Below are 24,509 nucleotides of genomic sequence, written 5' to 3'. Positions count from 1 at the left end.
GGGAATTTCCTCGCTCTACAGGTTCCGATGACCCCGTTTCGCGTCGCTTCCTTCCCCGCTGACGCTTCTATCGCTTCTGGCGGTCGTCCCGGCCACCCCTAGCCCGTCCGTCCGCGTACAGTTATTGACACCAGTCCAAGGGCGGGCGGCTTCGCCGCCGCGCCGAACCACCCGCCATACGTGCCGCGTCGACGGCACGAAAATTTTCGTCTCGCGGGAGTACGAACAGAGGCCGTCGACGACATAAGCGACACCGATCGCCTCAACGCCGTGCGGTACGCGCACCGGCGCGATGCCGTAACGCCCCTCGCGATGCTCGACGGTATGTCGCACGTACACCATGCGCGCTTCACCGGCGATACCGCCCATCGCGCGCGAGTATTCCGCCCAATCGGCCTGGTGCTCGTCGGTTTTCTGCGCAGCCCGCCACGCGGCGCGAATGCGCGGCGATTCAGCCTCGCTCGGGAGGTCGTGTTCCTTCACGCGCCGCAGCTCGCGCCACACACCGACCGGCGCCCCGCCGAATTGTTGGAACTGGCGAATGCCCCACAGGGCCGCCCACGCCTCGACGCGCTGCGACGGCGTGATTTCGTCGCCGTCCCACATATCCGCCTGGATCACATAGCCGTCTTGCGTTCGGTGTTCGCCGACCGCATGGCCGTCGATGTTCTTGCTGATGTACTTCGCCACGTAGCCGACCGCTGAGCCCTTTGCGCGATCGATCATTTCGAACCGGACGCGATGCAGCTGCGCGCCTGGCTCATGTCCGGAATCCTTCAATCCGTGCTTCCGCATGACCGCACAAAAGCGCTCGACCTTGTCGGCGAACACCAGGCCGTGCCAGTGCGGACAGCCGTCGTGATGCGGCTCGGCGACACGCATACCGAAGTACGCGATGCCCTCGCGCTTCAGCTCGGCGCGAATTCGTTGCCACACCTTGCGCAGATACGCCTGACCGTCGCGCGGCGACATATCGGTATAAGTGGGATTCGGCTCGACGACGCCGTTGGTCGTCCTCACCGCGTGAAAGCGGCTCGGGCACGTCAGCGTGAACATGACGCCGCGGAATTTCGCATCGTCGGCCAGGTCCTCAAGGCCACGCAGACGCGTGAACAGCTCGCCGCGCTTCAACGCCTTGTTCGAAATGCCCTTTGCCGCCAGCTCGGCGAGCGTGAACTGCTGGCCGTCCTCGTTCTCGACCGTGACCGATTCCAGCGTGCGCGTGTTGCGCCGGTTCTGCGCGACGCGCCGGCGCACCGCCTCGTCGCTCGCGTATGGCTCGGCGCGACGGTGGACGTAATGGAGACGGATGTTGCTATGTTCGAGCGCGCGAATATGGAGCTTGCGTAGCTGGCGGCGCCACCAGAGTTCGCAGCGCACACGCGCGACCTGGTCGGCAGGATGATCGAAGGCCGGCAGCGCGACGCCGTAGATGGCGCATGCGTTTCGCGCGACGACGAGCGCGTCGGCCAGCTTTAGGCCGTGCACGCGCATCGATACGTCGTTGGCGATGCGCCGCGCCTTCATGCAGATTTCGTTATCGTTCGCGTCCGGCCGCACCGGCAGATGCTCCGGCGCGTGCTCGTCCAGAAATTCGCGGATCGAGCGTGCGGCTTCCGACAGGTCGAACAGTCGATCGGCGACCGGCCGGTCAGGCACGACGATTTTCGCCGCGCTGTCGCGGCCGGCCTGTTCGGCCTGACGAATCGCCCGTCGATACCACTTCGTCGGCAGGCGCTTGATTGCGGCCTGCGCTTCAGGTATTTCAGGCAACGCGCCGGCCGCATCGCGTGCGTAAATCCACATCGCCTAGATCCGCCGTTGTTCCCGACTTAGCGGATCGGATGCGCGTGCGAGCCGTTGAGGGTCACGGCGTGCGAATGACCAGGATCGACGGCCCCGCTATACAGCATGCCGGCGTTGATGCGCAGCACCGGTCCCGGCGCATCATAGCCGTTCACTTCGGCCCACGCCCGCCGCATCATTTCAGCGGCACGAACCGGATGGATGCCGCCGACGCCGGTCGCGATGCCAGGCGAAACAAGGCGGCGAACGCCGTCCTGGCGTGCGGCGGTCAGCGCGGCACGGAACGCTTCGTACGCGTTCGACGTGTTTGCAACGCAGCCTTGCTCCCGCATGGTCGGCGTCACGATCATGCGCTTGAACGCACCGACGGCAATCTTGGCAACGAGTGCTTGACCGACGTTCAGTTCGAAATTCGGGCACCGATTCGCAATCTCCGCGATCACCTTGCGCTCCGTCTCGACGCCGAAGAAATCACGATAGTCCGCAACCACGCCCAGGCCAAACGGGGCGCAGTAGACCAGACTGCCGAAGCTCGTCGACGTGGCGACGATCGCATCGGCGTCGACCTCCAGAATGTCGCCCTGGATCACATCGACTTCGGGGAAGTCAGTGAACGCGGAACGCAGAGCGTCGACGACGGCCTTGGACTTGTCACACAGAATCAACTTCATTGCTCACCTCAGGTTGGAGAAACTTCGTTTATTCGGCCTTGCCGTTCAGCCAGGCCGTGCGGGTTGCGGCAGCTGCGCTGTCGCCGTGGTCCGATTCCGAATGCCATTTGCCGGCCGGATCGTAGAACCCGACCGTGTATGTCACGCGGGTAAATCCTTCGTCGTCGCGCCAGCGTTCCGATTCGATATAGACGTACATGGCGTCAGCTCCCGACCGTGGCGACGCGGTGGCGTCGCTGCGCTGCGAGCTTCACCGCACGCATGAACAGAGCGGCCGCGACGAACAGTGCCCCTGGGAGTACATCGCCGCACCAGATCAAAACGACGCCCACGGCAATCCGGGTGCCGCTTCGCATTTCAAAGGCGAGAATCGACGGTGCGGGCCGTACGTCTTTCGGATTCGCATAAAAGGAAAATGCGATCGTCAGGGCGATGAAGCACCACACCCATGTGAGAAGTACATAGCGCGCGCCAACGAGCGAGAAAATCGTCCATGCGGACAACAGCGCCACGTAGACCGCAGCGCTACACAAGACGGACAGCAGGTATTTCGCTTTTTCTTTCATGTGACCGGCTCCCTGTTACGCGCGCTGCATGCGATGAATCGGCCACGATTGCTCGGCCGGTTCGCCGTTGACGCCGCACCAGGCGATCACCGACACCAATGAAATCAGCCAGATTGCCCACAGGGGCATCGGCTTGCGGTCCTTGCTTTGCTTCATTACATTCTCCTATCGAATCACCCATTTGCGCCGCTTCAGCTTCGCCAGAAGCGGCCGCAGTTCGTGCATCGCGCGCGCGGCCGCATCGTCGGAACAATGCGTGCGCGGCGGGCTGTAAACGACGAACGGGGGTACCAACACCCCGGCTCCAATGCCAAACTCGGCAAGGTCGGCGGCCAGAAAGTCGCGCGCCGCAACGCTGTCGCCCTCCCCGATCGCGGCGCCCATCACGCGGCCCGCAGTGCGCCGTTCGTTCGCGGCGCGTCGACGGCCGCCAGCGCGGCCTCGAGCGCTTCGTCCCGCGTCATCAAGAATTGGGCGTGCTCTTGCACGTAGTCGGTGAACCAGTGGAATTCACGGCGCGCATCCAGGCACTTCGCGATGAAGTAACCGCCGCTTCCGAATCGATCGGTGTACGGGCCGCACTCGATGACGCTAGGTGCGACGACGCGCGGCATTGCCTCTTCGATTTCGTCGTTCGTCATTCCGCACCTACCGCGACCAGGTGCGAGCGACCTTGCTCACGTGCGCGCATCGCAAACAGCGCCGCGCGCCGCGCGCGATACCGCACGCGCTGCACTTCGTTGTGTTGGTTCAGTTCACGTCGAATCGCGTCGGATTCGTCGCGCATTACGTTAGTACTCCGATTGATATGCAACATAGAAACTCCGCTGGTTTTCTGCGTTGTTCGAGTTAGGCCGGCATGCCGCCCTGGTGAAACCCGGCCGGCGGCCGGGTGCAGTTCGTCATCGCTTCACCACTCCCCCGCCAGGCCGCCGAGGGCGGCCAGCGATCTACGTGCCTCAACACGAAGCAGAACCCCGGCGAAGTTCAATTCCTGCTGCCCGTCTGCCGCTCTCATTTCGAGAATCGAGCGCAACAGGAAATAGCGGTGTGCGCCGGTACCTTCTGCCGTGAGTGCCCTCATGCCACACCCCACACGCCATCGCCTTCGCCTTCGCCTTCGCGCACTCTAGTCCACGTCTGGACGATGCATTGCATCGAGTCCATCAGCGCACGCCACGCGGCGTCGGCTGCTTTCTGAGCCAGCGCGAGCGCGCTGCTATCGGTGTGTGAGACTTGCAACGAAATGTGCTGCATTTGACTTCCCCTTGTTCAACCCCTGAAACGGTGTACAGCGTGAAAGTCGCCCGGCAGACGGATAGCTAGTCCGTCACCGGCGGGGTTGGAAACCGGGGCCGGGTCGACGGACGGAGAATAGTTCGACCCAGTCGAACATGTCAACCCCATCCGAACGTTTGCTACGTGCGAACGTTGCCACGGGTCGAGCGTTCGGATAGGCTTGACACCGGGTTGAATTTACTGGGGTTGTCAATGAAAACTACGATTGAATGGCTCGACGCCGTCAAAGTGGCGCTCGACTTGCCTTCCGACTACGCCGCCGCGAAGGCGCTCGGCGTGACGCGCTCGACCGTCAGCGCTTACCGCAACGGCAAATCCACCTTCGATGAGGACACCTGCTTCCGCGTTGCGGAAATTCTCGGTGTTCGGGCGTTTGAAGTCGTTGCAGCGACGCACGCAGAGCGTGCCCGCGATGATCGTCATCGCGATTTCTGGATGGACGCTTTGGAAAAATTTTCCAAGGGTTTTCGGTGGCTGGCGCTACCCGCTAACGCTTGTGGGGCTTGGGTCCCGCAGGTGTAACGCCAGCTAAAGTTAGCGGTCTTTCTTCACGTTATGTCAACTACCAGAGGGCCCGTACGGAGTGTTCCCGAATCATGGCGCTGACATGCCCGCGCGCGCCGCACATCGCGCGGTGATAATCCGCTGACCAGTAGCATGATCGCCACGGATGTATGGATAGACATGATGGACGGTGATGTCGCGCCCCAACCTTTGGCTCAAATATCTCAAATCGGACGCGCAGTTCGGGCACGGGGCGCGTTCCGACATCAAGTAATCGATGTCGGTGTAATTCGGGTGAGACATCAGGGTATTAATCTCACCGTGGAGTACGCTGGGAATGCTGGGAGAGATGATTAATCCGGAGTCGGTAGATCTCAACCTCATTGCGGCAAGATTCCGGACTGCCTGAGCATTTCCTTTCTTGAATAAATTCATGGCGTCGAACTGCTGCTGCGGCATCCCAGCCAGGTACCCCGCAATTTCATCATAATCCGGTAGCTCGTGGTAATTGTGCTGAACTAGATGCAGTGCAAGTCCAAGCGGATCTATCCAGGCGATCGGATTTGGCGAGTATCGGTAGACATTCGTCCCTCCCAGCAGCCCGATCGGATCTGGGGTAATAAAGTGCCCGCTCGACGGGTCGTAATAGCGATATCGGCAATAGTGCAATCCTGTTTCGTGGTCACGGTACTGCCCCTGAAAACGCAGAGGCTGCTCTGTTCCGTTTTGGGACGTTGACGCCCCCCAAACCTGGTAGTCGGCATCCCAGACAATTTCGCCGCGAATATCCGTAATGCGCATCGGCGCTCCATTGGGATCATTGTGAAAGAACCGCGCGTCGGCGCACGATGTCGGATCGCTGCGGTCCGGAGCACGCTCAATTAGCGCGACAGGACGAAAGGATTTCGGATAATAAAAATACAGAATCTCGCCATGATCGTCGGCATTTGCCAAGGCCTGATTTTCAGGTGTGAGCGAGTTGATGATTTGTGTGCCGCGAATTATCCGGCTCGACACCAAATTATCACCATCCCAAAAAAATTGATGAACAATTGCGCGCCGTTCATCGGTGATCATGACAGTTTCATCATGAATTTCCGTGAATTTTGCTACTCGTCGATGAAATGCATCGTACTTATAACGCGTGCATTCGTTGAGCATCCGACCTGATTCACCGGACGTCCGGAGGCACTGCCGAACTGTCAGGGTCTCAATCAGTAGACCTGCGGCATCCCAATGAAGGAAAAGGTCCTGTTGTTTATCTTTCTTTCGCACGAGATTGCCTATCCGGTCGTACGCATACCTGCAACTGTCATGTTCGCCTTCGCAAATCCACGTGGCGGTCTGCTGCCCCTGTCCAAAAACGCCGGTCTGGGTACCCTCACGGATTCGCGTCTTCAGCAGATCACCAATCGGGTCATACAGGAAGCGGTGAAGCTTGCCGACCCGGTCGAGGTGTCCGGTCAACTTTCCTACCGGGTCGTACTCAAAACGCTCGATGCCGGACCGGGAGTCGCGCTTCTCTATCATTTCCCCGTTCACATCGTAGGTGTATTCGCTCGTAAAGAGGGTTCCAGATGCTGAAAGGACAGTCTGGGCGTCCAGGAATCCGCTCGAGTCGTATGACATTTCACGCCGAAGTTCGCTCCCCAGACGCTCGGCAGAAATCCGGCCTAGTTCGTCTCGTTCCAGAGTGATCGCAACGTTGCCGTCGATTTGGATCGAACTGACTGAGTCCAACGCATCGTACGTGTAGCGAATCTCATGGATTTCCGGCTTACCGCGGCTTGTCGAATGTGTGCGGCGTTTAACGCGATTTCCCGACGCGTCGTAGCAGTTTGTGATCCTGAAGTCGGTCCCCTGCTTTTCTTCAGTTACACGGCCAGCTGCATCGTAGGTGAACTCGACGCGGCAATCGGGATTCTCTGCAACTACAAGATTGCCGCAGGCGTCATATTCGAAGACTTCGATACGAAATCCGTCCGGTTGGCGCGGATCGGGTATGCGCTTTTGTATGATGCGTCCAAGCACGTCGGTTTGGTAGGCGATCGATTGACCCAAGGGATCGGTGCTGTATACGGGTCTTCCGTTCAGGCCGTATTCATACATGCGTACCTGCCCACGATAGTCGATTTCTTCGATGACCTGCCCCAACGCGTTGCGTCTCATCTGGTAGTGCTCGCCGCACTCATTGACTACGCCGACCAATTGCTCTTCGGTGTCGTACAGGTATTCGACCACGCCGCCGTCCGGCGTTAGCCGTTTGACGATTTGCCCCAAAGCGGAATACTCCAGTTGCGTCACCTGGCCATTCGGATCGCAGTAGCGCACCAGGTTGTCGTCGGCGTCATAACTGCAAAACATCTCCTGCTGTCCAGGCTCGAATGCCCGTGTCATGTTGCCGTTTCGATCGTATTCATAGCGACTCACTTGACCCAGCGCGTTGGCAGACTGAATGACGTTGGCCCGCGCATCATGGGTGTACCGGGTGCAATGACCAAGTGCATCGATGACCTGTGAGAGATTTCCATCGAGGTCGTAATCGAAGCGCGTCACCGCGCCGCGTGGCCCCATGTGCGTTACAAGTTGGCCGAACCGGTCGTATCCGTAGCGAGCGCAGGCCAGTGACGGCAAGGTCTGCGCCAGCAGGTTGCCGCGCTCGTCCCAGGCATAGTGCCACTGCCTGCTGCCCGAGGCGGTCACGCATACCGGTTTATGGTGGGCGCTGTACGCGGTATGCGTGACGCTCCCATCCGGGAGAGTCTGTCCAACCAGATTGCCATAGGCATCGTACGCCCACGTGGTGGTGCGCCCGGAGCGATCGGTTTCCGCGCACGTGCGCCCCTGTGCGTCATACCTGTAACTTGTCAGCCCCCCCAGCGGGTCGACCAGCGACACCGGCATGCCGCGTTCGTTTGCCTGCAGGATCGTCACGTGCCCTAGCGAATCGATGACCTTCGTTTCCCGATGTCCGAGATCGAATACGAAGCGATAATCAAACAGGCCATCGTCGCCCCACGCGTGATCGACGCGCCATATGCCGTCTTCATGCCGATGGTGGCTGTAGTAGAACGATATCCCCCGGGCACTTGTGTGCTTGGCCATCCGGTGCCCGTCGGTGTAGGTGAAACGCTGCGGCTGGCTCATCGCGTCTAGCGCCGCAACGAGATTCCCGTTCCGGTCGTGTTCGTAGCCGACGAGCGGATGTGCACCGCCGTCGGTATCGATCAGCGTCAGCTCGGTGAGCAGGCTCGCACGGCCTTCGGCGCCGGGGAGCGAGCCCGCCTGACACTCGATCACGCGGCCGGTCGCTTCCTTGCCCTTCCACTCGACAAGGCGCGCCAGGTTGCCATACGGTCCGCGGTCAAATTGCCACGCATTGTCGTTAAGATCGGCCACCTGTCCAACGGGCAAGATCAATGGAGTGCCATCCGCATGCCATTCCAGCACAGACCGGTGCGCGGGCAACGCAAACTCGTATTCGAGCCCGGTACGTGTGCGAAGCACCAGCCGATCGTCACTCCAATACAGCGCATGCCCATGCTGCCAGTCATACACACGGCCCGACCAGCCACTGTCGGCCGGCATTGCACTGAACGCTGTCGCATGATCCGGAAAGTGCGCCACGACACCGCCCCCGATCTCGTATTCCATCAACTCGAGCCTGATATCTGCGGGCGTCTGCCAACCTGCGCCGATCTCACCTACATACGTATCGTGGCTGGCGTAATGGCGATCCCAAACGAGCGGCAACCGCCCCAACACGGTGAAATCGCACTGCTGAACGACAACCTCTCCCGTCGTTGTATCCACCGGCTCCGCCTTCAGGACATTGCACCGCAAGAACCCCGACTTCAAATTCAGCTTGTCCGCCAGCGACTTCGCCCACTTGGACCCTTGAAACGCCTTGAACAGCCCCTTCGCGGCCGCAGCCATGTTCAGCACCGGCGGCCCCCCGACCATCACCGGCCTTCCAGCGGGAATCGGCAGCATCACCGCACTCGGCATGGACGGATAGGTCCGCTCCGTATGCGCGCTGTTGTGCCCTGGCGGCTCCATCCCGACCGCCCAACAGCTCAGCGCCGGCAGCGCCATGAACGACATCGGATCGTTGTTGGCGAGCACCGTCCGGCTCCCCATAAATGATTCGGCGTCGTCCGACGGAAACGGATCCGGCTCCGGCGGCGGCGCAAACGACTCCCCGAGCGGGAAATGCAGCCCCGGCACGTGATATGAATGTGTGCCGACCGTGGCCCGCATCAACCCGTTCACGAATATCGGCCGGCCTGCCGCACCGCCCATTCCGACGCCTGCGCCGATCGCGTTTCCAATGCTGCTCTGAAGCGCCGCCGCTTGCTGCTCGAGTTTCAGCCCCTCGGCGACGATCGCGTTGTCCTGGATATCGGTAAGCTTTCCGGATGCGAACGAGGTCGCATCGTCGAGCTTCTTCACGACATCCGGATGATCCTCGAGATACTTGCCGACCTTCTCCTGGACAAGCGCCATCGCGATGCTGCCCACGACGCCCTTCGCCGCCTCGACATACTCCCGCAGATCGAGCATGAATCCGACATGGGGATGCGGCAGAAACACCGGTGTCGGGCTCGGCGCGACCAATACCGAGTGAACGTCGATGCCGACGACGGGATCCAGATGCTTGACGGCCAGCAGCCCCACGTCGCCCTCCCCGTTCAGCGTCCGCCGCGCAACGCCGCGACCTTCTCGCTGAGCGCATGACGCCGCCGGTCCATCGCGCCCAATTGCGATGCCATCCACTCGACGACAAGCGGCAGATTACTGTTCGCCCGCATCGGCTCGTCGATCATCAAGCCCGCATCAAGCGCATTGAATCCGGCCTCCAGCGCATGCTCGCGCGCCCCTGCCCGCTCCCAGCACACGGCGCTCATCCGCCACGCCTCGACCGTCATCAGACCGTCGTTCGCCGCCGTAGTCGACGCCGCCGCACGCTCATAGCAATACGCCGAGTGCGCATAGTCCTTGTGGGTCAAATGCACGCTCGCCTCGCCGAACAATCCGTTCGCAACGAGCTTGTGCCCCGCCGGATGCCCCGCCTCGACTGCGCGCATACCGCTGCTGGCGGCGCTCCGGTAAGCCTCGATCGCACGCTCCAGGTCGCGCCATTTCAGATACGCGGCGCCCGCAATCAGATGCACGACGACGCATTGATCGAACCACTGCTCGCGCTCGGCAACCTTAAGCGCGGCCGTGCGCAACTCCTCCAGCCGGGAAGGATCGCCACCCTCGATCGTCTCGGTCAGCATCACGAATTGCCGACGGAATTCGCCGCTCGGCCCGCGCTCGCCCGACTCCGCCAGCAATTCGCGCGGCACGCTCGCCATCGCGTATTTGCCTTGCACGACGTGCACCGCGGCCCGATGTCGTTGCATCACCGGTGCGAAGCGCGTGACCTCCGTGCACGGCACGACGAAACGCACGCGCTCGCCCAGCTTCGGTGCCGCCACGATGATCGACAATAAGCGGTCCAGCCATCGCACCCACGCGGCGTCATCGCGCACCTTCGCCGGCTCCAGCACGAACACCATCGACGGAAACACTTCCGGATGGTGCTGCATCAGGCTCTCCGCAACCGTGAGCAGATACAGCACGGGATCCTTGCGGTCGTCGTGCGGCGCTTGCCAATCGGCGCGCACGCCATGCGCACTGGATGCGTCGCGCCGGCTGTCGTAGAACGCAATGAGTTCGTCCGTCAATGCCTTGGCATAACCCGACTCATTGACAAATGGCGCACGCATCGTCCGCACCGCGCACGACGTTTCATCCTGAACCTGGAAATACAGCCGCACGAGCTGCGCATCCATCTCGTCGGTCTGCCAGATCATCAAGCGCGCATCCCGCTCCTGCGCGAAACGCATCCAGTCCGAATGCGCATCCATGAACCTGCGCTCCACCGGATTGGTCGGCTGCCAGTTCTGCATTCGTGCGAACCTCCGTCACGGATTCAGTTTCAGGATCGTGCCTTCGACGGTGTGCTCGCCCGTCGCCGACGACGTGACCGTCTTGCCGCTGACGCTATGGCTTTCCGTACCGGTCGATGTCACGTTGATGCCCTGGATCGCGATCGTGCCGTCGCGCTTCATCACGATGCTCGATGCGCCGCACATGAGCACCAGTTGGTCGCCGGCCGCGACGAGCACCTGATGCTGCACGTTCGTCGTGTGGTTCGCGCCAACGTTGACGGTGTGTTCTCCGCCGACCGTGAGCGTATGCGCTTTCGCAATCGTCGACGTCCTCGCACCGATTTCCTCGGTGTGCGACGCTGCAACCAACGTCGTCATGTCCTGCGACGTCGTCTGATACATCTGTCCGACGTTCAGCGTCTTGCCTTCGCCGATCGTTTCCGTCTTGCCTTTCGCGACCGTCTCGCTGTGCGTACCACCGATGGTCGCGTCGCGATTGGCGGAGATCGTCACGGTTTCGTTCTGTCCGACCGTGCGCGTGCGATTCCCCGCCACCCCGTGCGTCTCGTTCGCCCCGATCTGCGCCACCCGGTTCTGTCCGATATTCACCGTCTCGTTCTGCCCGACCGTCCGCTGCCGGTTGTTCTTCACCTGCATCGTCTCGTCATTCCCGACCGTATGCGTATGGTTGTTCCCGACGGAAAGCGAATGATCGAGCTCCGTCTCCGCATCGAAATTCCGCTCCGCATGCATCCACAGCTGCTCGGCGCCCTTCTTGTCCTCGAAGCGGAACGCGTTCGCATGATCGGTCGTCCCGCCCGGCGACGACCGGGACAGCAGCCCGCTTTGCGTCGCACTGCCCGGCAACCCCCACGGCGGCATCTTCTCGCCGTTGTAAACCCGCCCGGTGACGATCGGCTCGTCCGGGTCGCCATTGAGAAAATCGACCACGACTTCATCGCCGACCCGCGGAATCTGCACGCCCCCAAACCCGCCGCCAGCCCAAGGACTCGACACCCGCACCCAGCAAGACGAATCCTGGTTGCCCTGCCCGTACCGATCCCAGCGAAACTGCAGCTTCACGCGCCCGTACTGATCGGTCCAGATTTCCTCCCCCGGCGGCCCGACGACGGTCGCCGTCTGCGGCCCGTTGGTCCGCGGCCGCGGCGTATCGCGCGGCGACCGGTAAGGCAGGCTCGACGGCTGCACGAGCAGCATCGTCCGATGCACGACTGCCTCGGCACCCTGGTCGCTCGCATACGCGTTCTCCTGGAAGCGATACCGGCATTGCACGATCAGGTACTCGCGGTTCTGGTCGGCCCGCGGACAATGCGCGAGCGCGAACAGATAGCCGGGCGCGACGCCGCGCACGTCGGTATCGGCGCTCGCGCGCTCGTGCTCGGCCTGCTGTTCCTCGAGCCGCACACGGCTGTAGTGCGCACCCGGCGCATCGTCGCGATACCCGCCCGGCCATTCGAACGACGCGAAGCTGTCGTGATCGTGGCCGCGCGGATCGACCTTCTGCGATGAAAGGTCGGCGCGCGGCTTCGTATAGTCGTAGTCGGTGGTCTGATGCTTGCCGACGCTCACTTCCTGCGCGGGCAGCCAGCCGTCGATATGCTCCTCGTCGGCGATCGCGGTGCGATCCCGTGCGATGTACGGGATCGTTTCGTAACCGGGCAACGCAACGTGCGACGACATCGCGTCGCACAGCACGAGCGTGTGATGGTCCGCCGCGTGCCGGAAATGGAAATAGATGCCCTCGCACTCCATCAGCCGCAACACGAACGCGGTATCGGTCTCGTTGTACTGCACGCAGTATTCGCGCGGCGGGTATGTGTCGGTCAGCTTGTTCTCGATGGGGAAACCGTAAGGCGCCAGCACGTCCTGCACGATGTCGGGCACGGTGCGGTTCTGGAAGATCCGGCAGTCGGAGCGGCGCGTTGCGAGCCACAGCCACGGCCGCACGACGAGCTCGTAACCGTAGTGCCGCTCGGCGCGCCGGCCGCCGAGCGACGCGCGCGCGACGATTCCGTTCAGGTAGCGCGTCGAATGATCCTGCTGCTCGATCCGGACCGTCACGGGCTTGCCGAGCAGGTCCTTCAGCGACAGGCTGTGGCTGTCGGCGAGCGTCTCGATCCGGAATTCGAACAACTGGCCGAGTGCTTCGCTGCCGTCGAGCGTGTGGAATTTCAGGTCGTCGCCGTGCGGGCTGTCGAGTGTGAATACGCGATTCACGTCGTTCCCTCCTCGTCGAACCGGTAGGCGAATTCGCCACTGGACGCGCTCACCTCGATGGACGCCAGCGCGCGGCCTTCGAGCGTGGCCTCGAGGATCGCGCGGCCGATCCTCGGCATGACGGTATGCGTGAGAATCGCGTCGACCATGCGGCCGCCGGATTCGATCGTCCGGCAGCGCTCGACGATCAACGCGGTCGCGGCGTCGGTGCAGCGCAGCCGGATGCCGTGATGCAGGTCGATCCGCTTCTCGAAGCGGCGCAACTGCAGTTCGACGATGCGCGCAAGCGTCGCATCGGTCAGCGGGTAGTACGGCACGACGGTCAGCCGGCCGAGCAGCGCGGCGGGGAACACGTCGAGCAGCGGCGCGCGCAGCGCATCGGCGAGCGTCTGCATGTCGGGCAGCTGGTCGGGATCGCGGCACAGCTGCATCACGCGATCGGCACCGACGTTCGAGGTCAGCAGGATCACGGTATGCCGGAAGTCGATGTCACGCCCTTCGCCATCCTCCATCCAGCCCTTGTCGAACACCTGGAAGAATATCTCGTGCACGTCGCGATGCGCCTTCTCGATCTCGTCGAGCAGCACGACGCTGTACGGCCGCCGGCGCACGGCCTCGGTGAGCACCCCGCCCTGTCCGTAGCCGACATAGCCGGGCGGCGCGCCTTTCAGCGTCGATACCGTGTGCGCCTCCTGGAACTCGCTCATGTTGATGGTGATCGCGTTGCGCTCGCCGCCGTACAGCGTGTCGGCCAGCGCGAGCGCGGTCTCGGTCTTGCCGACCCCGGACGGCCCGCACAGCAGGAACACGCCGTGCGGCTTGGTCGGATCGTCGAGCTTCGCGCGTGCGGTCTGAATCCGTTTGGCGATCAACTCGACCGCATGACGCTGGCCGACGACGCGTTCGCCCAGCGTCTCGGCGAGCTTCAGCACGGCCTGCGTTTCGTCGCGCACCATCCGGCCGAGCGGAATGCCGGTCCAGTCGGCGACGACGGCGGCAACCGCATGTGTGTCGACGGCGGGCAGCACGAGCGGGGCGTCGCCCTGCAGGTCGGCGAGCACCTGCTGCGCGGCGGCGAGGCGTGCCTGAATCTCGGCGCGGGCGGCGGCGGAGCGTTGCTGCGACGGCGTGTCGTCGAGCAGCGTGGCGCGCGATGCGACGATCGAGGCCAACGCGGCGCGCTCGGCTTGCCAGCGCGTGTCGAGCCGGTCGAGTTCCGCCTGAACGACGGCGACTTCGGCATCGATCGAATCGCGCCGCGCGGCGTCGCCGCTGCCGAGCGCGCACTCGCGCGCGACCCGTTCGCGTTCGACGCGCAGGCCGTCGATGCGCCGGCGCGCGTCCTCGATCGGCGCGGGCACCGCGTGCTGGCTGACGGCGACGCGCGCGCAGGCCGTATCGAGCAGGCTGATGGCCTTGTCCGGCAACTGCCGCGCGGGAATATACCGGTGCGACAGCGTCACGGCGGCCTGCAGCGCGTCGTCGAGCACCAGCACGCGATGGTGCGCTTCGAGTTGCGCGGCGAGGCCGCGCAGCATCGTCACGGCGGCCGCCTCTTCGGGCTCGAGCACGTGCACGAGCTGGAAGCGCCGCGTCAGCGCGGGATCCTTCTCGATGTACTGCTTGTACTCGGACCAGGTGGTCGCGCCGATGGTGCGCAGCAGGCCGCGCGCGAGCGCGGGCTTCAGCAGGTTCGCGGCGTCGCCGGTGCCGGCCGCCCCGCCCGCACCGACGAGCGTATGCACCTCGTCGACGAACAGGATCGCCGGCCGCTCGGACGACATCGCTTCGTCGATCACGCCGCGCAGCCGGCTCTCGAACTCGCCCTTCACGCTCGCGCCGGCCTGCAGCAGCCCGATGTCGAGCAGGTACAGCGCGACGTCGCCCAGCGCCGGCGGCACGTCGCCGGCGGCGATCCGCAGCGCGAAGCCTTCCGCGACGGCGGTCTTGCCGACGCCCGCTTCGCCGACCAGCAGCGGGTTGTTCTGGCGGCGCCGCAGGAGGATGTCGACGATCTGGCGAATCTCCGCGTCGCGCCCGATGACGGGGTCGATCTCGCCGGCCCGCGCGCGGGCGGTCAGGTCGACGGCGAAGCGTGCCAGGGCCGATCCTTCGGCGGCGGGCGCACCGCGCGTCGCGGCGTCGCCGGAACCCGAAGCGGAACGCGCGGCCGATTGCGCCTCGGGCGAGCCGTCGACGATCGCTTCGAGCTGGTCGGCCAGCACGTCGGGCACGATGCGCTCGAACTCGCGTGCGATCGCGTAGAGCACGTTGCGCAACTGCGGCGTCTTCAGGATCGCGAGCAGCAGGACGGCGCCGCGAATCCGCGTCGCGTCGTATTTCAAGGTGGCATAGACCCACGCGCGCTCGACCGCGTCGTCGATGTGCACGGACAGGTCCGACACCGATCCCGCACCGCGCGGCAGCCGGTCGAGCGCGACGACGATTCCGCGTTCGATGACGGCCTCGTCGATCTCGAACCGACGCAGCACGCGCTGCAGGTCGCCGTCGGGCCGCTGCAGGAGCTGCTTGAACCAGTGCGCGAGTTCCACGTACGGATTGCCGCGCAGCCGGCAGAATCCGGTCGCCTGTTCGAGCGTCTCGTAGAGGAGCGGATCGAGCTTTCCGAACAGGTTGACGCGGCCGATATCGGACATGACGGTTCCCGTTTAGGCGGTTTCGCGATGAAAGGCGGCGCCGGCGCGCGGCGGGCCGCCATGCCGCGCGTCGTAACGGACGACGAGATCACGCGCGGGTCCCGCGTCGAGCCGCTGCCCGAGCCATGCGGTGCGGCCGAGGCCCTGCGGCGCGCCGAGCGCGATCGCCGGCACCGCGTCGGCCGCCAGTTCGAGCTGCACGTCCCAGTCGAACTCGATGCCGACGTATTCGCGCACCCAGTGCGCAAGCTGCCGCGCGTACGGGCCGCCGGGCAGGAAGCGGCGGTACGCGTCGAGCGACAGCGGCCCGAGCACGATCCGGAAATGCGATTGCGCATCGCGCACCGCGATGCCGAGCGCGACGGCGCCGACGCGCAGGGTCGGCCGCGTCGCACGGATCACGCAGCGTTGCGAGCGCTCGATCGCGACCCAGCGCGGCACGTGCTCGACGATGCGCGCGTCGACGCTGAAATGGCGTCGCAGGATCTGCACCAGCCCTTCCGGGTTGCGCGTGTGCCGGACGAGATGGCCGGCATGGAAATACAGCGCATGCGGCGCGAGCGTGTCGGTCGCCGCGGGTCCGGCATCGGCCCGCGCGGCCGGTCCGTCGCCATGCGCCACGCGTCCGACCAGGCTCGCGAGATACGCGTCGAAGCGTGCGCGCCCGGGGCGATCGAGGCTCACCGTCGGCTGCGCGTCGGCCCATGCGCGGTAGAACAGCAGGATCAGCCGGTGATGAAACAGGTCCGCGAACGCGGCGAAGGTCGGGTCGTCGTGCTGGGCGGCGCGCTCGTGCGCGTACTCGGTCAGGTGGGTCGGCAACGGACCGTTCGGCCCGAACAGCCCGAAGCCGTGGATCGCGATGCGCGGCCGCGCGGCGCCGCCCTCGCCATCGCAGGCGCCGGCCAGCATCGATGCCGCGAACGCGAGCGACGGCTGCTGCCCGAGCCGCACCGGTTCGTCGCGCGGCCGCGCGGCATGGCCGAGCGGTGCGCGGCCGGGCGACAGCGCGTCGAGCCAGCGCAATGCCTGGAACAGGTCGTAGCCATGCGGCGCGGCGCGCAGCCGTGCCCACCACGCGTCGCGGCGTGCGGCTTCGGTGGCCGGCCGAGCGCCGGGCGGCGTGCGGTGTTTCATATCGCGGGCCGCCTGCCGATGCGCGCCGGCCAGTGCGCGAGCGTGCCGCGCTGCGCGCTGGTCAGCACGCATTCGGCGAACGCGTTGATCGACACATGACGCGCGAAGAACTGTTCGAGCACCGCGCCGAGCAGGAACGGGCTGTCGCCGGAGAACGCATGGTCGTCCACGGTCACGTCGACCTGCACGCCGCGCCCGAACATCAGCGGCCCGAGCGCCGGCAACCGCCGGAACACCGGCGAGAATGCGACGCGCCGCACGCCGTCGATCTGCCGGTGCATCGCGGCATCGGCCGGGTCGGCGTGCAGGCCGAGCAGCTCGCGCAGCGCCTGCGCGCCCTCGTCGTCGTCGAGATCGGTCAGCGTCTGGCGGGCCAGCCCGAGATGGCGGATGAGCCGCCAGGCGGTCTGCGCATCGGCGATCGGCGGGCGCGGCCGCGACGGGCCGCGAATCGCGACGATGCGCTCGACGGGCGCCGAGATGCGCAGCGTGAACGCGTTCGCGTCGCCCGCCGGCAGCAGCAGCGCGAGATCGCGGTTCGTGCACAGCGTGTCGACCGACAGATAGCGCATCGTCTCGTCGTACGGCGCACACTGGCTGTCGACGAGCGACACATAGGCTTCGCTGCCGACGTAGCCGGTGCGCGTGCCGTTCGCGCGTGCCTGCGCGGACACCAGCCGCGGCTCGCGCCGCACCGTGTAGTACGCGCCGTAGTTGCCGTCGTCGCGCGCGAACGACGCGTGAAACGGCCGGAATTCGCGCGACTGGCCGTCGTCGCGCTGCTCGCTCGCGAGCCGCTGCACCGCATAGACCTCGTGATCGAGCGGCCGGCTGCGGTCGACCACGACATGATGCTCGCGTGCGCCCGGCTGCAACCGGATGCGGTCGCCGCGGCGCGCGAACAGGTTCACGGCCGGTGTGCAGTTCAGTGCCAGATGCCGCGCGTCGACGGCCGCCTCGAGCGCCGCGTCGTGCCGGTCGAACAGCACGGTCAGCTCGCATTCGTCGCCGGTGGCACGCGCGAGCGCGGCGCGCAGCCCGCCGATGCTGAAGAACAGGAAGCGCGCCGGAAACGCGAAATACTCGCGCAACAGCCGGTAGCCGTGAAAACTGCGTCCGTCGTCGGGCAGGATTGCCTGCGCCGGGTCGAATCCCTCATGGACGATCGCATCCGCGTCGAGCGTATGCTGCCAGCGCGGCGGTTGCCCCGGATCGTGGCAGCAAACGCCAAGCGCATGCGCGGCGATCAGTTCGAGCAGGTGCAGGGCATCGCGCTCGGGGCCCGCGAGATGAAAGGCCAGCCGCTCGAGCGGCAGTTGCGACAGCCTGGCGCCGCCACGCGCCTTGAGCCGGATGCGCAGCGCGCCGCGCACGTCCCGGCGCGCCGGCATGGCGCCGCGCGGCAGCCACGACGGCGCGCCGGTGACGGCCGCATCGGTCAGCTCGAGCGGCCACAGCGTCAGGTCGTGCGCGGTGCGGAATTCGCACGCGGTCTGCTCGGACGCGGCCGGCCGCGCGCGCAGCGCGGTGCCGGCCGGCAACCGCCAGCCCTGCGCGAGGCTGCCTTCGTTCAGCATCGGCGCGAACCGCACGATCGCCATCGACGGCAACGGTGCGAGGTAACCCGGATACACGGCATCGAGCAGCGCCTGGGTGAAGCGCGGAAACTCGGCGTCCATCTTCAGCTGCACGCGCGCGGTGAGGAAGCTGAAGCCTTCGAGCAGCCGTTCGACGTACGGGTCGGGCGGCCCCGATTCGTGCAGCCGCAGCCGCGCGGCGACCTTCGGGAACTGCTGCGCGAATTCGTCGCCGAGCTCGCGCAGGTACGCGAGTTCGCGGTTGTAGTAGTCGAGCAGGCGCGTATCCATCGTGTCAGTGTCCCGCTGACGACTGCAGCGACATCGCGCCCGTCTCGAGATCGAGATCGGAGCGCAGCACGAATTCGACCGGATGCGGGATCGACCACAGGGTGCCGCGGATCTCGAACAGCAGCACGTTGTGACGCCGTTCGCCGGCCCGCCCGCCTGCTGCATCCGCCATGCTGCGGACCTCGACGCTGTCGGGCGCGATGCGCGGCTCGAAGCGGACGATCGCGTCGCGGATCGACGCCTCGACCGACATCCGCTCGACGCCCGACATCGGCTTGCCGACGAGCGGCCGCATTCCGTAGTTGAGCACCGACGCCTGCGCGTGCGCGAATGCGGCCCAGTCGACGAAGCCGTCCTCGGCGTTGCGCGTATTCAGCAGCCACGCGAGATCGCGCAGCACGGCCGCGCGCAGGCGCTCGGCGTCGATCCATTGGGTGCCGGGCAGATCGGTCGTGCGCCGCGGCGCGTCGTCGGTCAGCCGGTCGAGCAGCGCGGGCTGCAGCCGGTCGCGCATCCCGCCGTGGCGGCCGTGGCGGCCATCGCGGGCTTTCGGGTCGTCCATCGTCGTCGGTCCGTGGTCACATTTCGGTGTTTTCCTTGATGTTCCAGCCGACCGACACCTCGGCGCCCTTGCCGCCGTTGTCGTTCTGCTGCCAGTACTGCTTCTTCACCTTCGCGGCCTGGAAGCCGTAATGCATCATCAGCCGGTCCGCCGCGTCGCCGGGATCGACGCCCGCGACTTGCGCGGACGTGACGAGCACTTCCTGCAGCGTCACGCGCATGAACTCGACCTGCGTGCCGCCGGTCTTGCACGCGGAAATCTCGACCTTCGGCAAGTGCTTGCCGCTCGCGCAGTTCTTGACGATCGCGGGCGCGCCCTTGTCCATGTACGCAGCCACGACGAGATCGTTGAAGCTCGCCTTGCCCGCATTGCCGCCGCTGCCGCTCGCCATCGCGCCCGGCTGGCTCGCGCCCCACGTGAACGATTCGATGTCGGTCCAGCCCTTGTGCTGCGCGTCCGCCGATTCGCCGGTCACGCCGTCCACCTTCATAAACATTGCCACGCCCATTGCCGTCTCCGTTTCGGTGCGAAATCAGGTTGAATGCCGGATTGCGTGCTGTATCGAATACCAGTTGCCGCTCACTCGTTCGCCGCCTTCGCGGACGGCAGCCGCGAGATGAGCCGCAGCGACACGGTGAGCCCTTCGAGCTGGTAGTGCGGCCGCAGGAAGAATTTCGACGTGTAGTAGCCGGGGTTGTCCTCGACCTCGTCGACGACCACCTGTGCGGCCGCCAGCGGCTTGCGCGCCTTGGTTTCCTGCGACGAGTTCACGGGGTCGCCGTCGACGTAGTTCATGATCCAGTCGTTGAGCCAGCGCTCCATGTCGTCGCGCTCGCGGAACGAGCCGATCTTGTCGCGCACGATGCACTTCAGGTAGTGCGCGAAGCGGCAGCACGCGAACAGATACGGCAGGCGGCCGGACAGCCGCGCGTTCGCGGTCGCGTCGGGGTCGTGATACTCGGCCGGCTGGTACAGCGACTGCGCACCGATGAACGCCGCGAAATCCGAGTTCTTCCGGTGTACGAACGGCATGAAGCCGTTCTTCGCGAGTTCGGCCTCGCGGCGGTCGCTGATCGCGATCTCGGTCGGGCATTTCTGGTCGACGCCGCCGTCGTCGGTCGGGAACGTGTGGCTCGGCAGCCCTTCGACCGCCCCGCCCGACTCGACGCCGCGGATCGACGAGCACCAGCCGTACAGCTTGAACGAGCGGTTGATGTTCGCTGCCATCGCGTATGCGGCGTTCGCCCAGGTGTAGCGGTCGTGATTCGCCGCGTCGGTGTCTTCCTCGAAGTCGAATTCGTCGACCGGATTGGTGCGCGCGCCGTACGGCAGCCGCGCGAGAAAACGCGGCATCGCGAGGCCGACGTAGCGCGAATCGTCCGATTGCCGCAGGCTGCGCCACGCCGCGTATTCGGTGTTCTGGAAGATCTTGGTCAGGTCGCGCGGATTCGACAGCTCCTGCCACGAATCCATCTGCATCAGCGCCGGCGACGCGCCCGCGATGAACGGCGCGTGCGCGGCCGCCGCGATCTTCGACAGCTCGCCGAGCATCTCGACGTCCGGCGGGCTGTGATTGAAGTAGAAGTCGCCGACGAGGCAGCCGAACGGCTCGCCGCCGAACTGCCCGTATTCCTCCTCGTAGATCTTGCGGAACAGCGGGCTCTGGTCCCACGCGACGCCCTTGTAGCGCTTGAGCATCCGCGCGACCTCGTTGCGCGACGCCGGCAACGCCTTGATCTTCAGCAGCTCGTCGGTCTCGGTGTGCGTGACGAGGTAATGCAGGCCGCGCCACGCGCCTTCGAGCGTCTGGAAGTCGTCGTGATGCAGGATCTGGTTGATCTGCTCGGACAGCTTCCGGTCGAGCTCCGCGATGATCTGCTTCACGCTGCCGTAGGCGTCGGTCGTCATGCCGACCGTATGTTCGAGCGCCTGCTGTGCGAGCGTGCGCACCGCACGCTCGACCGACTCGCGCGCCTCGGCGGTCTTCGGCTTGAACGCCTTCTGCAGCAGCGCGGCGAACTCGCCGGGCGCGGCGGCCGGCTGCGCGGCGTTGCGTGCATCGCGGGTATCGGCGCGGGACTGGACAGGGTCATTCATCGCGGGCCTCCGGTTGGGTCGCGTCGCCGTCCTGCGCGTCCGCGCGCGGCGCGCGCACCAGCGTCTTCAGCAGGTCGGGATCGTTGATCGCGCGCTCGATCAGCTGTTCTGCGCCGTGCTTGCCGTCCATGTACGACAGCAGGTTCGACAGCTCGGTGCGCGCCTCCAGCAGCCGGCGCAGCGCGTCGACGTTGCGCGCGATCGCCGCCGGCGTGAAATCGTCGATCTGCTCGAACGTCATGTCGACGCTGAGCATGCCTTCGCCGGTCAGCGTGTTCGGCACCTGGAACGCGACGCGCGGCGCGACCGACTTCATCCGCTCGTCGAAGTTGTCGACGTCGATCTCGAGGAACTTGCGCTCCGGCAGGTCCGGCAGCGGTTCGGCGCGCTTGCCAGCCAGGTCCGCGATGACGCCCATCACGAACGGCAGCTGCACCTTGCGCTCGGCGCCGTAGGTCTCGACGTCGTACTCGATCTGCACGCGCGGCGCCCGATTGCGCGCGATGAATTTCTGTCCGCTGCCTGCCGCCTTGGTTCTGTCCGTCATCGTCCGCTCCTTCACATCGTTCAGATTGCGTGTACGTGGCCGCCGCGTGGATGGCGGCCTGCCTCACTCGCTCCGCTCGCCGCTCAGCAGGTCCAGCTTCGGCAGGCTCTCCGGAGCGAGGTCCCGGATGATTTCGTAGAAGTCGAGCGCGAGCAGCCGCTGCGCGCGCCGCAGCAGCAGCGGCGCCGGGTGGCTCGGCTCGTGCAGTTCGAAATAGCGGCACATCTTGTCGAGGCCGAGCCGCACGTCGTCGCGGCTCGTGACCTCGGCATCGCGCCAGGCCAGTGCGTTCGGCACGGCGGCCGGTGCGGCGCCGGATGCGGCCGGCGTGACCGGAATCGAACCGTCCGGTGCGGACGGCCGCACCGCCGGCGCCGGTTCCGGCAGTTCGCGGACGATGCGTTGCAACGCCTTCTCCGTATCGCTCGCCTCGGGCGCCCATTCGCTGCCGAGCCGGTCCGTCACGTGCGCACGGATCGCGTCCAGCGCGTGCAGTGCCGCGCGCACCGCATCGATCGGCACGCGGCCGTCGTCGCGCGCGGTCGACAACGCGGCGACCAGGCCGTCGCGGCTGCCGGCCGCCGGACCGCCCGCTTCGTCGCGGCCGTCGAGTACGCGTTCGGCGTCGCGCACGCTCGGGCCGCCGTCGAACAGCGGCTGGCGCCGCGCCGCACGCGCGCACTCGTGCGCGCCGGCGACCTCGGCGAGCGCGTTCATCCGCGGTGTCGGGTCCGGTTCGCCGTCGGCGTCGAGGCGCGGGTGCAGGTCGTCCCACCAGCGCTCGATCAGGCCGGCGACGACCGCGAGCCCGTCCGCGTAGCCGGGAATGCCGTGCTGCTCGGTCCAGCTGCGCGCGAGACAGGCGGCGACGCGCAGGTCCTTCGTCCGCTCGCCCAGCGCGAGCGCAAGGCGCTCGACCGCGCGCCAGTCGGGCGTCTCGGCCGGGATCACGGTGTCGCCGTACTGCTGCTCGGCCCGCGGCGTCGCCCGCTCCTGAAGCTGCATGAAATCGGCGTCGTATTCGAGGTTGGCGCCGCACGGCGCATCGGCCGCGACGTCCGCGAGCAGCCGTCCGATCAGGTCGGCGCGCGGCGTTGCCGCCGACAGACCGGGCGACGGAGAGGACAACGTGGCGGCGGCCAGCGCCGCCTGGCTGACGTCATTCGAATGCATAGTCGATGTTCACCGGTTTGCTGCCGAAGTCGATCGCCACGGTGCGGTGCAACGGCGGCAGCGAGCCGTTGCGGATCTCGATCTGATAGACGCCTGGCGTCAGCGCCACCGCGCGCAGCGGCGGGCTCGCGCCGCGCCGTGCGCCGTTCACGTACACGTCGCCCCACGGGCGCACGTTGAAGCGCACCTGGACGGTTTCCTGCTTCGGCGGGCGCTGCTCGGCGGCCGGCGCGTCGACCGCGGCGACGGCCGTCCCGGCTTCCGACGGCGACGTCGGCACGGGCACCGGTGCGGTCGACGGCGACGCGGCGGCCTCCGACGGCGGCACGTTGACGACGCGCTCCGACGCGTCGAGGCTGCCGGCCGGCGCGATGGTCGAGCGTGAGCCGGCTTGCGACGGCGTCGCGCCCGCGACGTCCGTGGCGGTCGTCGCGACCTGCGGCGCGGAGCCGGCAGCCGCGACGGCGGGTGCGCTGGCCGGCGCGGCGGCCAGCGCTGGCGGCGGCACCTGCGCGGACGATCCGGCCGGCAGGCTCGACGGCGGCACGACGATCGGCGTCGGGCCGTGCTGCGCGAGCGTCGCGTCCGACGCGCCGGCCGACGATGCGGCACCGGCCTGCGGCTGGCTTGCGCCGGCTGCCGATTCGCCCGCGACTTGCGCGGGTCGCGACAGATAGGTCACCGCGAGTCCGACGGCGATCAGCGCGATCAGCGCGCCACCCACGTAGGTCGGCATGCGCCGTCTGCCAGCCGAGATGAAGGACGGGCGGCGTGGCGTACGGGACGAAGGCGCTGCGCCCGGCGAGGACGTCGATGTGGAGGCACCAGCAGCACCAGCAGCACCAGCAGCACCAGCAGCACCAGCAGCACCAGCAGCACCAGCAATCGGGCCTGCCGTTGCGTTCAGGTTCCCTGTATCGGTCGCCCCGCGCTGCCCGATGTCCGGCCCGGCGCTTGCCGATCGCATGCCGGCGGCGTCATGCGCGTCGGTCTTCGACGCTGCCGGCGCATCCCGCGAAGCGTCCGTTGCGCGTTTGCTCTCACTGTCACGCCCATCCGAGCGCCCCGTTTTCGCGGAGGACGGCGACGCTTGCGACAAGGACGAAGAAGCCGATGAAGCCGCCGCTCCCGCAGCCGTCTTCGACGCCGAAGCCGCGCCGTCCTGCGGCTTGTCGCCGGCCACTGCGGGCTCGGCAGGCCGCATATCCGACGTGCTCGACGTGCTCGACCGGCCGTCCGGCTGCTCGGGCCGCTCGGGCCGCTCGGGCCGCTCAGGCTGCGACGCGCGCACGTCCGGTGTCGCGTCGCCCGATGCCGTCCCGCCTGCACCGACCGCCATTGCAGCCGACGCCTTGCCCGCGGCACCAGAAACCCCCGAAACACCAGAAACCCCCGAAACACCATCCGCCCATATTCTTACAAAAATTAATCGATTTCCCAACAAA

General features: G+C 66.0%; 23 protein-coding genes and 1 pseudogene. 2 read left to right on the top strand and 22 right to left on the bottom strand.

Annotated elements, in window-relative coordinates:
- Window positions 1-15: 15 nt before the first annotated feature.
- From U5771_RS29745 to U5771_RS29705, 9 genes are all read right to left on the bottom strand, one after another.
- Window positions 16-1,806, bottom strand: coding sequence for a replication endonuclease (locus U5771_RS29745; RefSeq protein ID WP_322027286.1), 1,791 nt, complete (start codon window positions 1,804-1,806; stop codon window positions 16-18).
- A 26-nt stretch (window positions 1,807-1,832) separates the two neighbouring features.
- On the bottom strand, window positions 1,833-2,477 hold the full coding sequence (locus U5771_RS29740) for a macro domain-containing protein (RefSeq protein WP_059449133.1): 645 nt from the start codon (window positions 2,475-2,477) through the stop codon (window positions 1,833-1,835).
- Window positions 2,478-2,505: 28 nt separating this feature from the next.
- Window positions 2,506-2,676, bottom strand: a complete 171-nt coding sequence (locus tag U5771_RS29735; RefSeq protein ID WP_175805378.1) for a hypothetical protein — start codon at window positions 2,674-2,676, stop codon at window positions 2,506-2,508.
- 4 nt (window positions 2,677-2,680) lie between these two features.
- Window positions 2,681-3,043, bottom strand: a complete 363-nt coding sequence (locus tag U5771_RS29730; protein ID WP_322027285.1) for a hypothetical protein — start codon at window positions 3,041-3,043, stop codon at window positions 2,681-2,683.
- Window positions 3,044-3,058: 15 nt separating this feature from the next.
- Complete coding sequence (locus U5771_RS29725; protein ID WP_322027284.1) at window positions 3,059-3,199, bottom strand: hypothetical protein; 141 nt, start codon at window positions 3,197-3,199, stop codon at window positions 3,059-3,061.
- A 9-nt stretch (window positions 3,200-3,208) separates the two neighbouring features.
- The gene (locus U5771_RS29720) at window positions 3,209-3,427 is read right to left on the bottom strand and encodes a hypothetical protein (RefSeq protein ID WP_322027283.1); all 219 of its coding nucleotides are present in this window, start codon (window positions 3,425-3,427) and stop codon (window positions 3,209-3,211) included.
- Window positions 3,427-3,657 carry a hypothetical protein gene (locus tag U5771_RS29715; RefSeq protein ID WP_322027282.1) on the bottom strand — a complete coding sequence of 77 codons (231 nt, stop codon included), beginning with the start codon at window positions 3,655-3,657 and terminating at the stop codon, window positions 3,427-3,429. Before U5771_RS29715 ends, U5771_RS29720 begins: the two co-directional genes overlap by 1 nt.
- Before the next feature lie 23 nt (window positions 3,658-3,680).
- A complete protein-coding gene (locus U5771_RS29710) occupies window positions 3,681-3,830 on the bottom strand; it encodes a hypothetical protein (RefSeq protein ID WP_322027281.1) in 150 nt (49 codons plus the stop codon).
- Between the two features lie 293 nt (window positions 3,831-4,123).
- Window positions 4,124-4,300, bottom strand: a complete 177-nt coding sequence (locus U5771_RS29705; protein WP_322027280.1) for a hypothetical protein — start codon at window positions 4,298-4,300, stop codon at window positions 4,124-4,126.
- A gap of 234 nt (window positions 4,301-4,534) precedes the next feature.
- On the opposite strand from U5771_RS29705, the gene U5771_RS29700 reads away from it, so the two are divergent.
- Window positions 4,535-4,864, top strand: a complete 330-nt coding sequence (locus U5771_RS29700) for a helix-turn-helix transcriptional regulator (RefSeq protein WP_322027279.1) — start codon at window positions 4,535-4,537, stop codon at window positions 4,862-4,864.
- Between the two features lie 72 nt (window positions 4,865-4,936).
- Here the strand turns inward: U5771_RS29700 and U5771_RS29695 are convergent, their stop codons facing one another.
- The 13 genes from U5771_RS29695 to U5771_RS29635 all read right to left on the bottom strand — a co-directional run bounded on the left by U5771_RS29695 (window position 4,937) and on the right by U5771_RS29635 (window position 23,949).
- Window positions 4,937-9,523 carry an RHS repeat-associated core domain-containing protein gene (locus tag U5771_RS29695; protein WP_322027278.1) on the bottom strand — a complete coding sequence of 1,529 codons (4,587 nt, stop codon included), beginning with the start codon at window positions 9,521-9,523 and terminating at the stop codon, window positions 4,937-4,939.
- Between the two features lie 14 nt (window positions 9,524-9,537).
- A complete protein-coding gene (locus U5771_RS29690; RefSeq protein WP_322027277.1) occupies window positions 9,538-10,803 on the bottom strand; it encodes a hypothetical protein in 1,266 nt (421 codons plus the stop codon).
- A gap of 15 nt (window positions 10,804-10,818) precedes the next feature.
- A complete protein-coding gene (gene tssI, locus U5771_RS29685; RefSeq protein WP_322027276.1) occupies window positions 10,819-13,023 on the bottom strand; it encodes a type VI secretion system tip protein VgrG in 2,205 nt (734 codons plus the stop codon).
- Window positions 13,020-15,680 (bottom strand): type VI secretion system ATPase TssH, encoded by a 2,661-nt coding sequence (tssH, locus tag U5771_RS29680; protein WP_322027275.1) that lies wholly within the window; start codon window positions 15,678-15,680, stop codon window positions 13,020-13,022. The genes tssI and tssH overlap by 4 nt, the downstream gene beginning before the upstream one ends.
- Window positions 15,681-15,692: 12 nt before the next feature.
- A complete protein-coding gene (gene tssG, locus U5771_RS29675) occupies window positions 15,693-16,817 on the bottom strand; it encodes a type VI secretion system baseplate subunit TssG (protein WP_322027274.1) in 1,125 nt (374 codons plus the stop codon).
- Complete coding sequence (gene tssF, locus U5771_RS29670; protein WP_322027273.1) at window positions 16,814-18,685, bottom strand: type VI secretion system baseplate subunit TssF; 1,872 nt, start codon at window positions 18,683-18,685, stop codon at window positions 16,814-16,816. The genes tssG and tssF overlap by 4 nt, the downstream gene beginning before the upstream one ends.
- Before the next feature lie 4 nt (window positions 18,686-18,689).
- Window positions 18,690-19,247 (bottom strand): type VI secretion system baseplate subunit TssE, encoded by a 558-nt coding sequence (gene tssE / locus U5771_RS29665; RefSeq protein ID WP_322027272.1) that lies wholly within the window; start codon window positions 19,245-19,247, stop codon window positions 18,690-18,692.
- A gap of 16 nt (window positions 19,248-19,263) precedes the next feature.
- Window positions 19,264-19,755, bottom strand: a complete 492-nt coding sequence (locus U5771_RS29660; protein WP_322027271.1) for a type VI secretion system tube protein Hcp — start codon at window positions 19,753-19,755, stop codon at window positions 19,264-19,266.
- A gap of 71 nt (window positions 19,756-19,826) precedes the next feature.
- A complete protein-coding gene (tssC, locus tag U5771_RS29655) occupies window positions 19,827-21,344 on the bottom strand; it encodes a type VI secretion system contractile sheath large subunit (protein WP_322027270.1) in 1,518 nt (505 codons plus the stop codon).
- Window positions 21,337-21,891: a type VI secretion system contractile sheath small subunit gene (gene tssB / locus U5771_RS29650; RefSeq protein ID WP_322027269.1), complete on the bottom strand. Its 555-nt coding sequence runs from the start codon at window positions 21,889-21,891 to the stop codon at window positions 21,337-21,339. Before tssB ends, tssC begins: the two co-directional genes overlap by 8 nt.
- A gap of 63 nt (window positions 21,892-21,954) precedes the next feature.
- Window positions 21,955-23,064 (bottom strand): type VI secretion system protein TssA, encoded by a 1,110-nt coding sequence (tssA, locus tag U5771_RS29645; RefSeq protein ID WP_322027268.1) that lies wholly within the window; start codon window positions 23,062-23,064, stop codon window positions 21,955-21,957.
- Window positions 23,051-23,800, bottom strand: coding sequence for a hypothetical protein (locus tag U5771_RS29640; RefSeq protein WP_322027267.1), 750 nt, complete (start codon window positions 23,798-23,800; stop codon window positions 23,051-23,053). The genes tssA and U5771_RS29640 overlap by 14 nt, the downstream gene beginning before the upstream one ends.
- On the bottom strand, window positions 23,773-23,949 hold the full coding sequence (locus tag U5771_RS29635) for a hypothetical protein (RefSeq protein ID WP_322027266.1): 177 nt from the start codon (window positions 23,947-23,949) through the stop codon (window positions 23,773-23,775). The genes U5771_RS29640 and U5771_RS29635 overlap by 28 nt, the downstream gene beginning before the upstream one ends.
- Before the next feature lie 53 nt (window positions 23,950-24,002).
- Between U5771_RS29635 and U5771_RS29630 the strand changes: the two are divergent.
- Window positions 24,003-24,509 (top strand): annotated as a pseudogene (locus U5771_RS29630) (hypothetical protein); the annotation flags it as partial.

Origin of the sequence: Burkholderia sp. BCC1977 (assembly GCF_905339595.1) — a bacterium.
Classification (GTDB): domain Bacteria; phylum Pseudomonadota; class Gammaproteobacteria; order Burkholderiales; family Burkholderiaceae; genus Burkholderia.
Note: the sequence above shows the minus strand (reverse complement) of the source record. Positions and strands in the feature narration are given on the sequence as shown.

Bases quoted from the DNA above. Each gene is read 5' to 3' on its own strand.
- tssC (WP_322027270.1), bottom strand. From the start codon at position 21,344: ATGAATGACCCTGTCCAGTCCCGCGCCGATACCCGCGATGCACGCAAC.
- tssA (WP_322027268.1), bottom strand. From the start codon at position 23,064: ATGCATTCGAATGACGTCAGCCAGGCGGCGCTGGCCGCCGCCACGTTG.
- U5771_RS29725 (WP_322027284.1), bottom strand. From the start codon at position 3,199: ATGAAGCAAAGCAAGGACCGCAAGCCGATGCCCCTGTGGGCAATCTGG.
- tssH (WP_322027275.1), bottom strand. From the start codon at position 15,680: ATGTCCGATATCGGCCGCGTCAACCTGTTCGGAAAGCTCGATCCGCTC.
- U5771_RS29735 (WP_175805378.1), bottom strand. From the start codon at position 2,676: ATGTACGTCTATATCGAATCGGAACGCTGGCGCGACGACGAAGGATTT.
- tssB (WP_322027269.1), bottom strand. From the start codon at position 21,891: ATGACGGACAGAACCAAGGCGGCAGGCAGCGGACAGAAATTCATCGCG.
- U5771_RS29700 (WP_322027279.1), top strand. From the start codon at position 4,535: ATGAAAACTACGATTGAATGGCTCGACGCCGTCAAAGTGGCGCTCGAC.
- U5771_RS29660 (WP_322027271.1), bottom strand. From the start codon at position 19,755: ATGGGCGTGGCAATGTTTATGAAGGTGGACGGCGTGACCGGCGAATCG.
- U5771_RS29710 (WP_322027281.1), bottom strand. From the start codon at position 3,830: ATGCGCGACGAATCCGACGCGATTCGACGTGAACTGAACCAACACAAC.
- tssF (WP_322027273.1), bottom strand. From the start codon at position 18,685: ATGGATACGCGCCTGCTCGACTACTACAACCGCGAACTCGCGTACCTG.
- U5771_RS29730 (WP_322027285.1), bottom strand. From the start codon at position 3,043: ATGAAAGAAAAAGCGAAATACCTGCTGTCCGTCTTGTGTAGCGCTGCG.
- tssE (WP_322027272.1), bottom strand. From the start codon at position 19,247: ATGGACGACCCGAAAGCCCGCGATGGCCGCCACGGCCGCCACGGCGGG.
- U5771_RS29720 (WP_322027283.1), bottom strand. From the start codon at position 3,427: ATGGGCGCCGCGATCGGGGAGGGCGACAGCGTTGCGGCGCGCGACTTT.
- U5771_RS29690 (WP_322027277.1), bottom strand. From the start codon at position 10,803: ATGCAGAACTGGCAGCCGACCAATCCGGTGGAGCGCAGGTTCATGGAT.
- U5771_RS29640 (WP_322027267.1), bottom strand. From the start codon at position 23,800: ATGCCGACCTACGTGGGTGGCGCGCTGATCGCGCTGATCGCCGTCGGA.
- U5771_RS29740 (WP_059449133.1), bottom strand. From the start codon at position 2,477: ATGAAGTTGATTCTGTGTGACAAGTCCAAGGCCGTCGTCGACGCTCTG.
- U5771_RS29705 (WP_322027280.1), bottom strand. From the start codon at position 4,300: ATGCAGCACATTTCGTTGCAAGTCTCACACACCGATAGCAGCGCGCTC.
- U5771_RS29715 (WP_322027282.1), bottom strand. From the start codon at position 3,657: ATGCCGCGCGTCGTCGCACCTAGCGTCATCGAGTGCGGCCCGTACACC.
- U5771_RS29745 (WP_322027286.1), bottom strand. From the start codon at position 1,806: ATGTGGATTTACGCACGCGATGCGGCCGGCGCGTTGCCTGAAATACCT.
- tssG (WP_322027274.1), bottom strand. From the start codon at position 16,817: ATGAAACACCGCACGCCGCCCGGCGCTCGGCCGGCCACCGAAGCCGCA.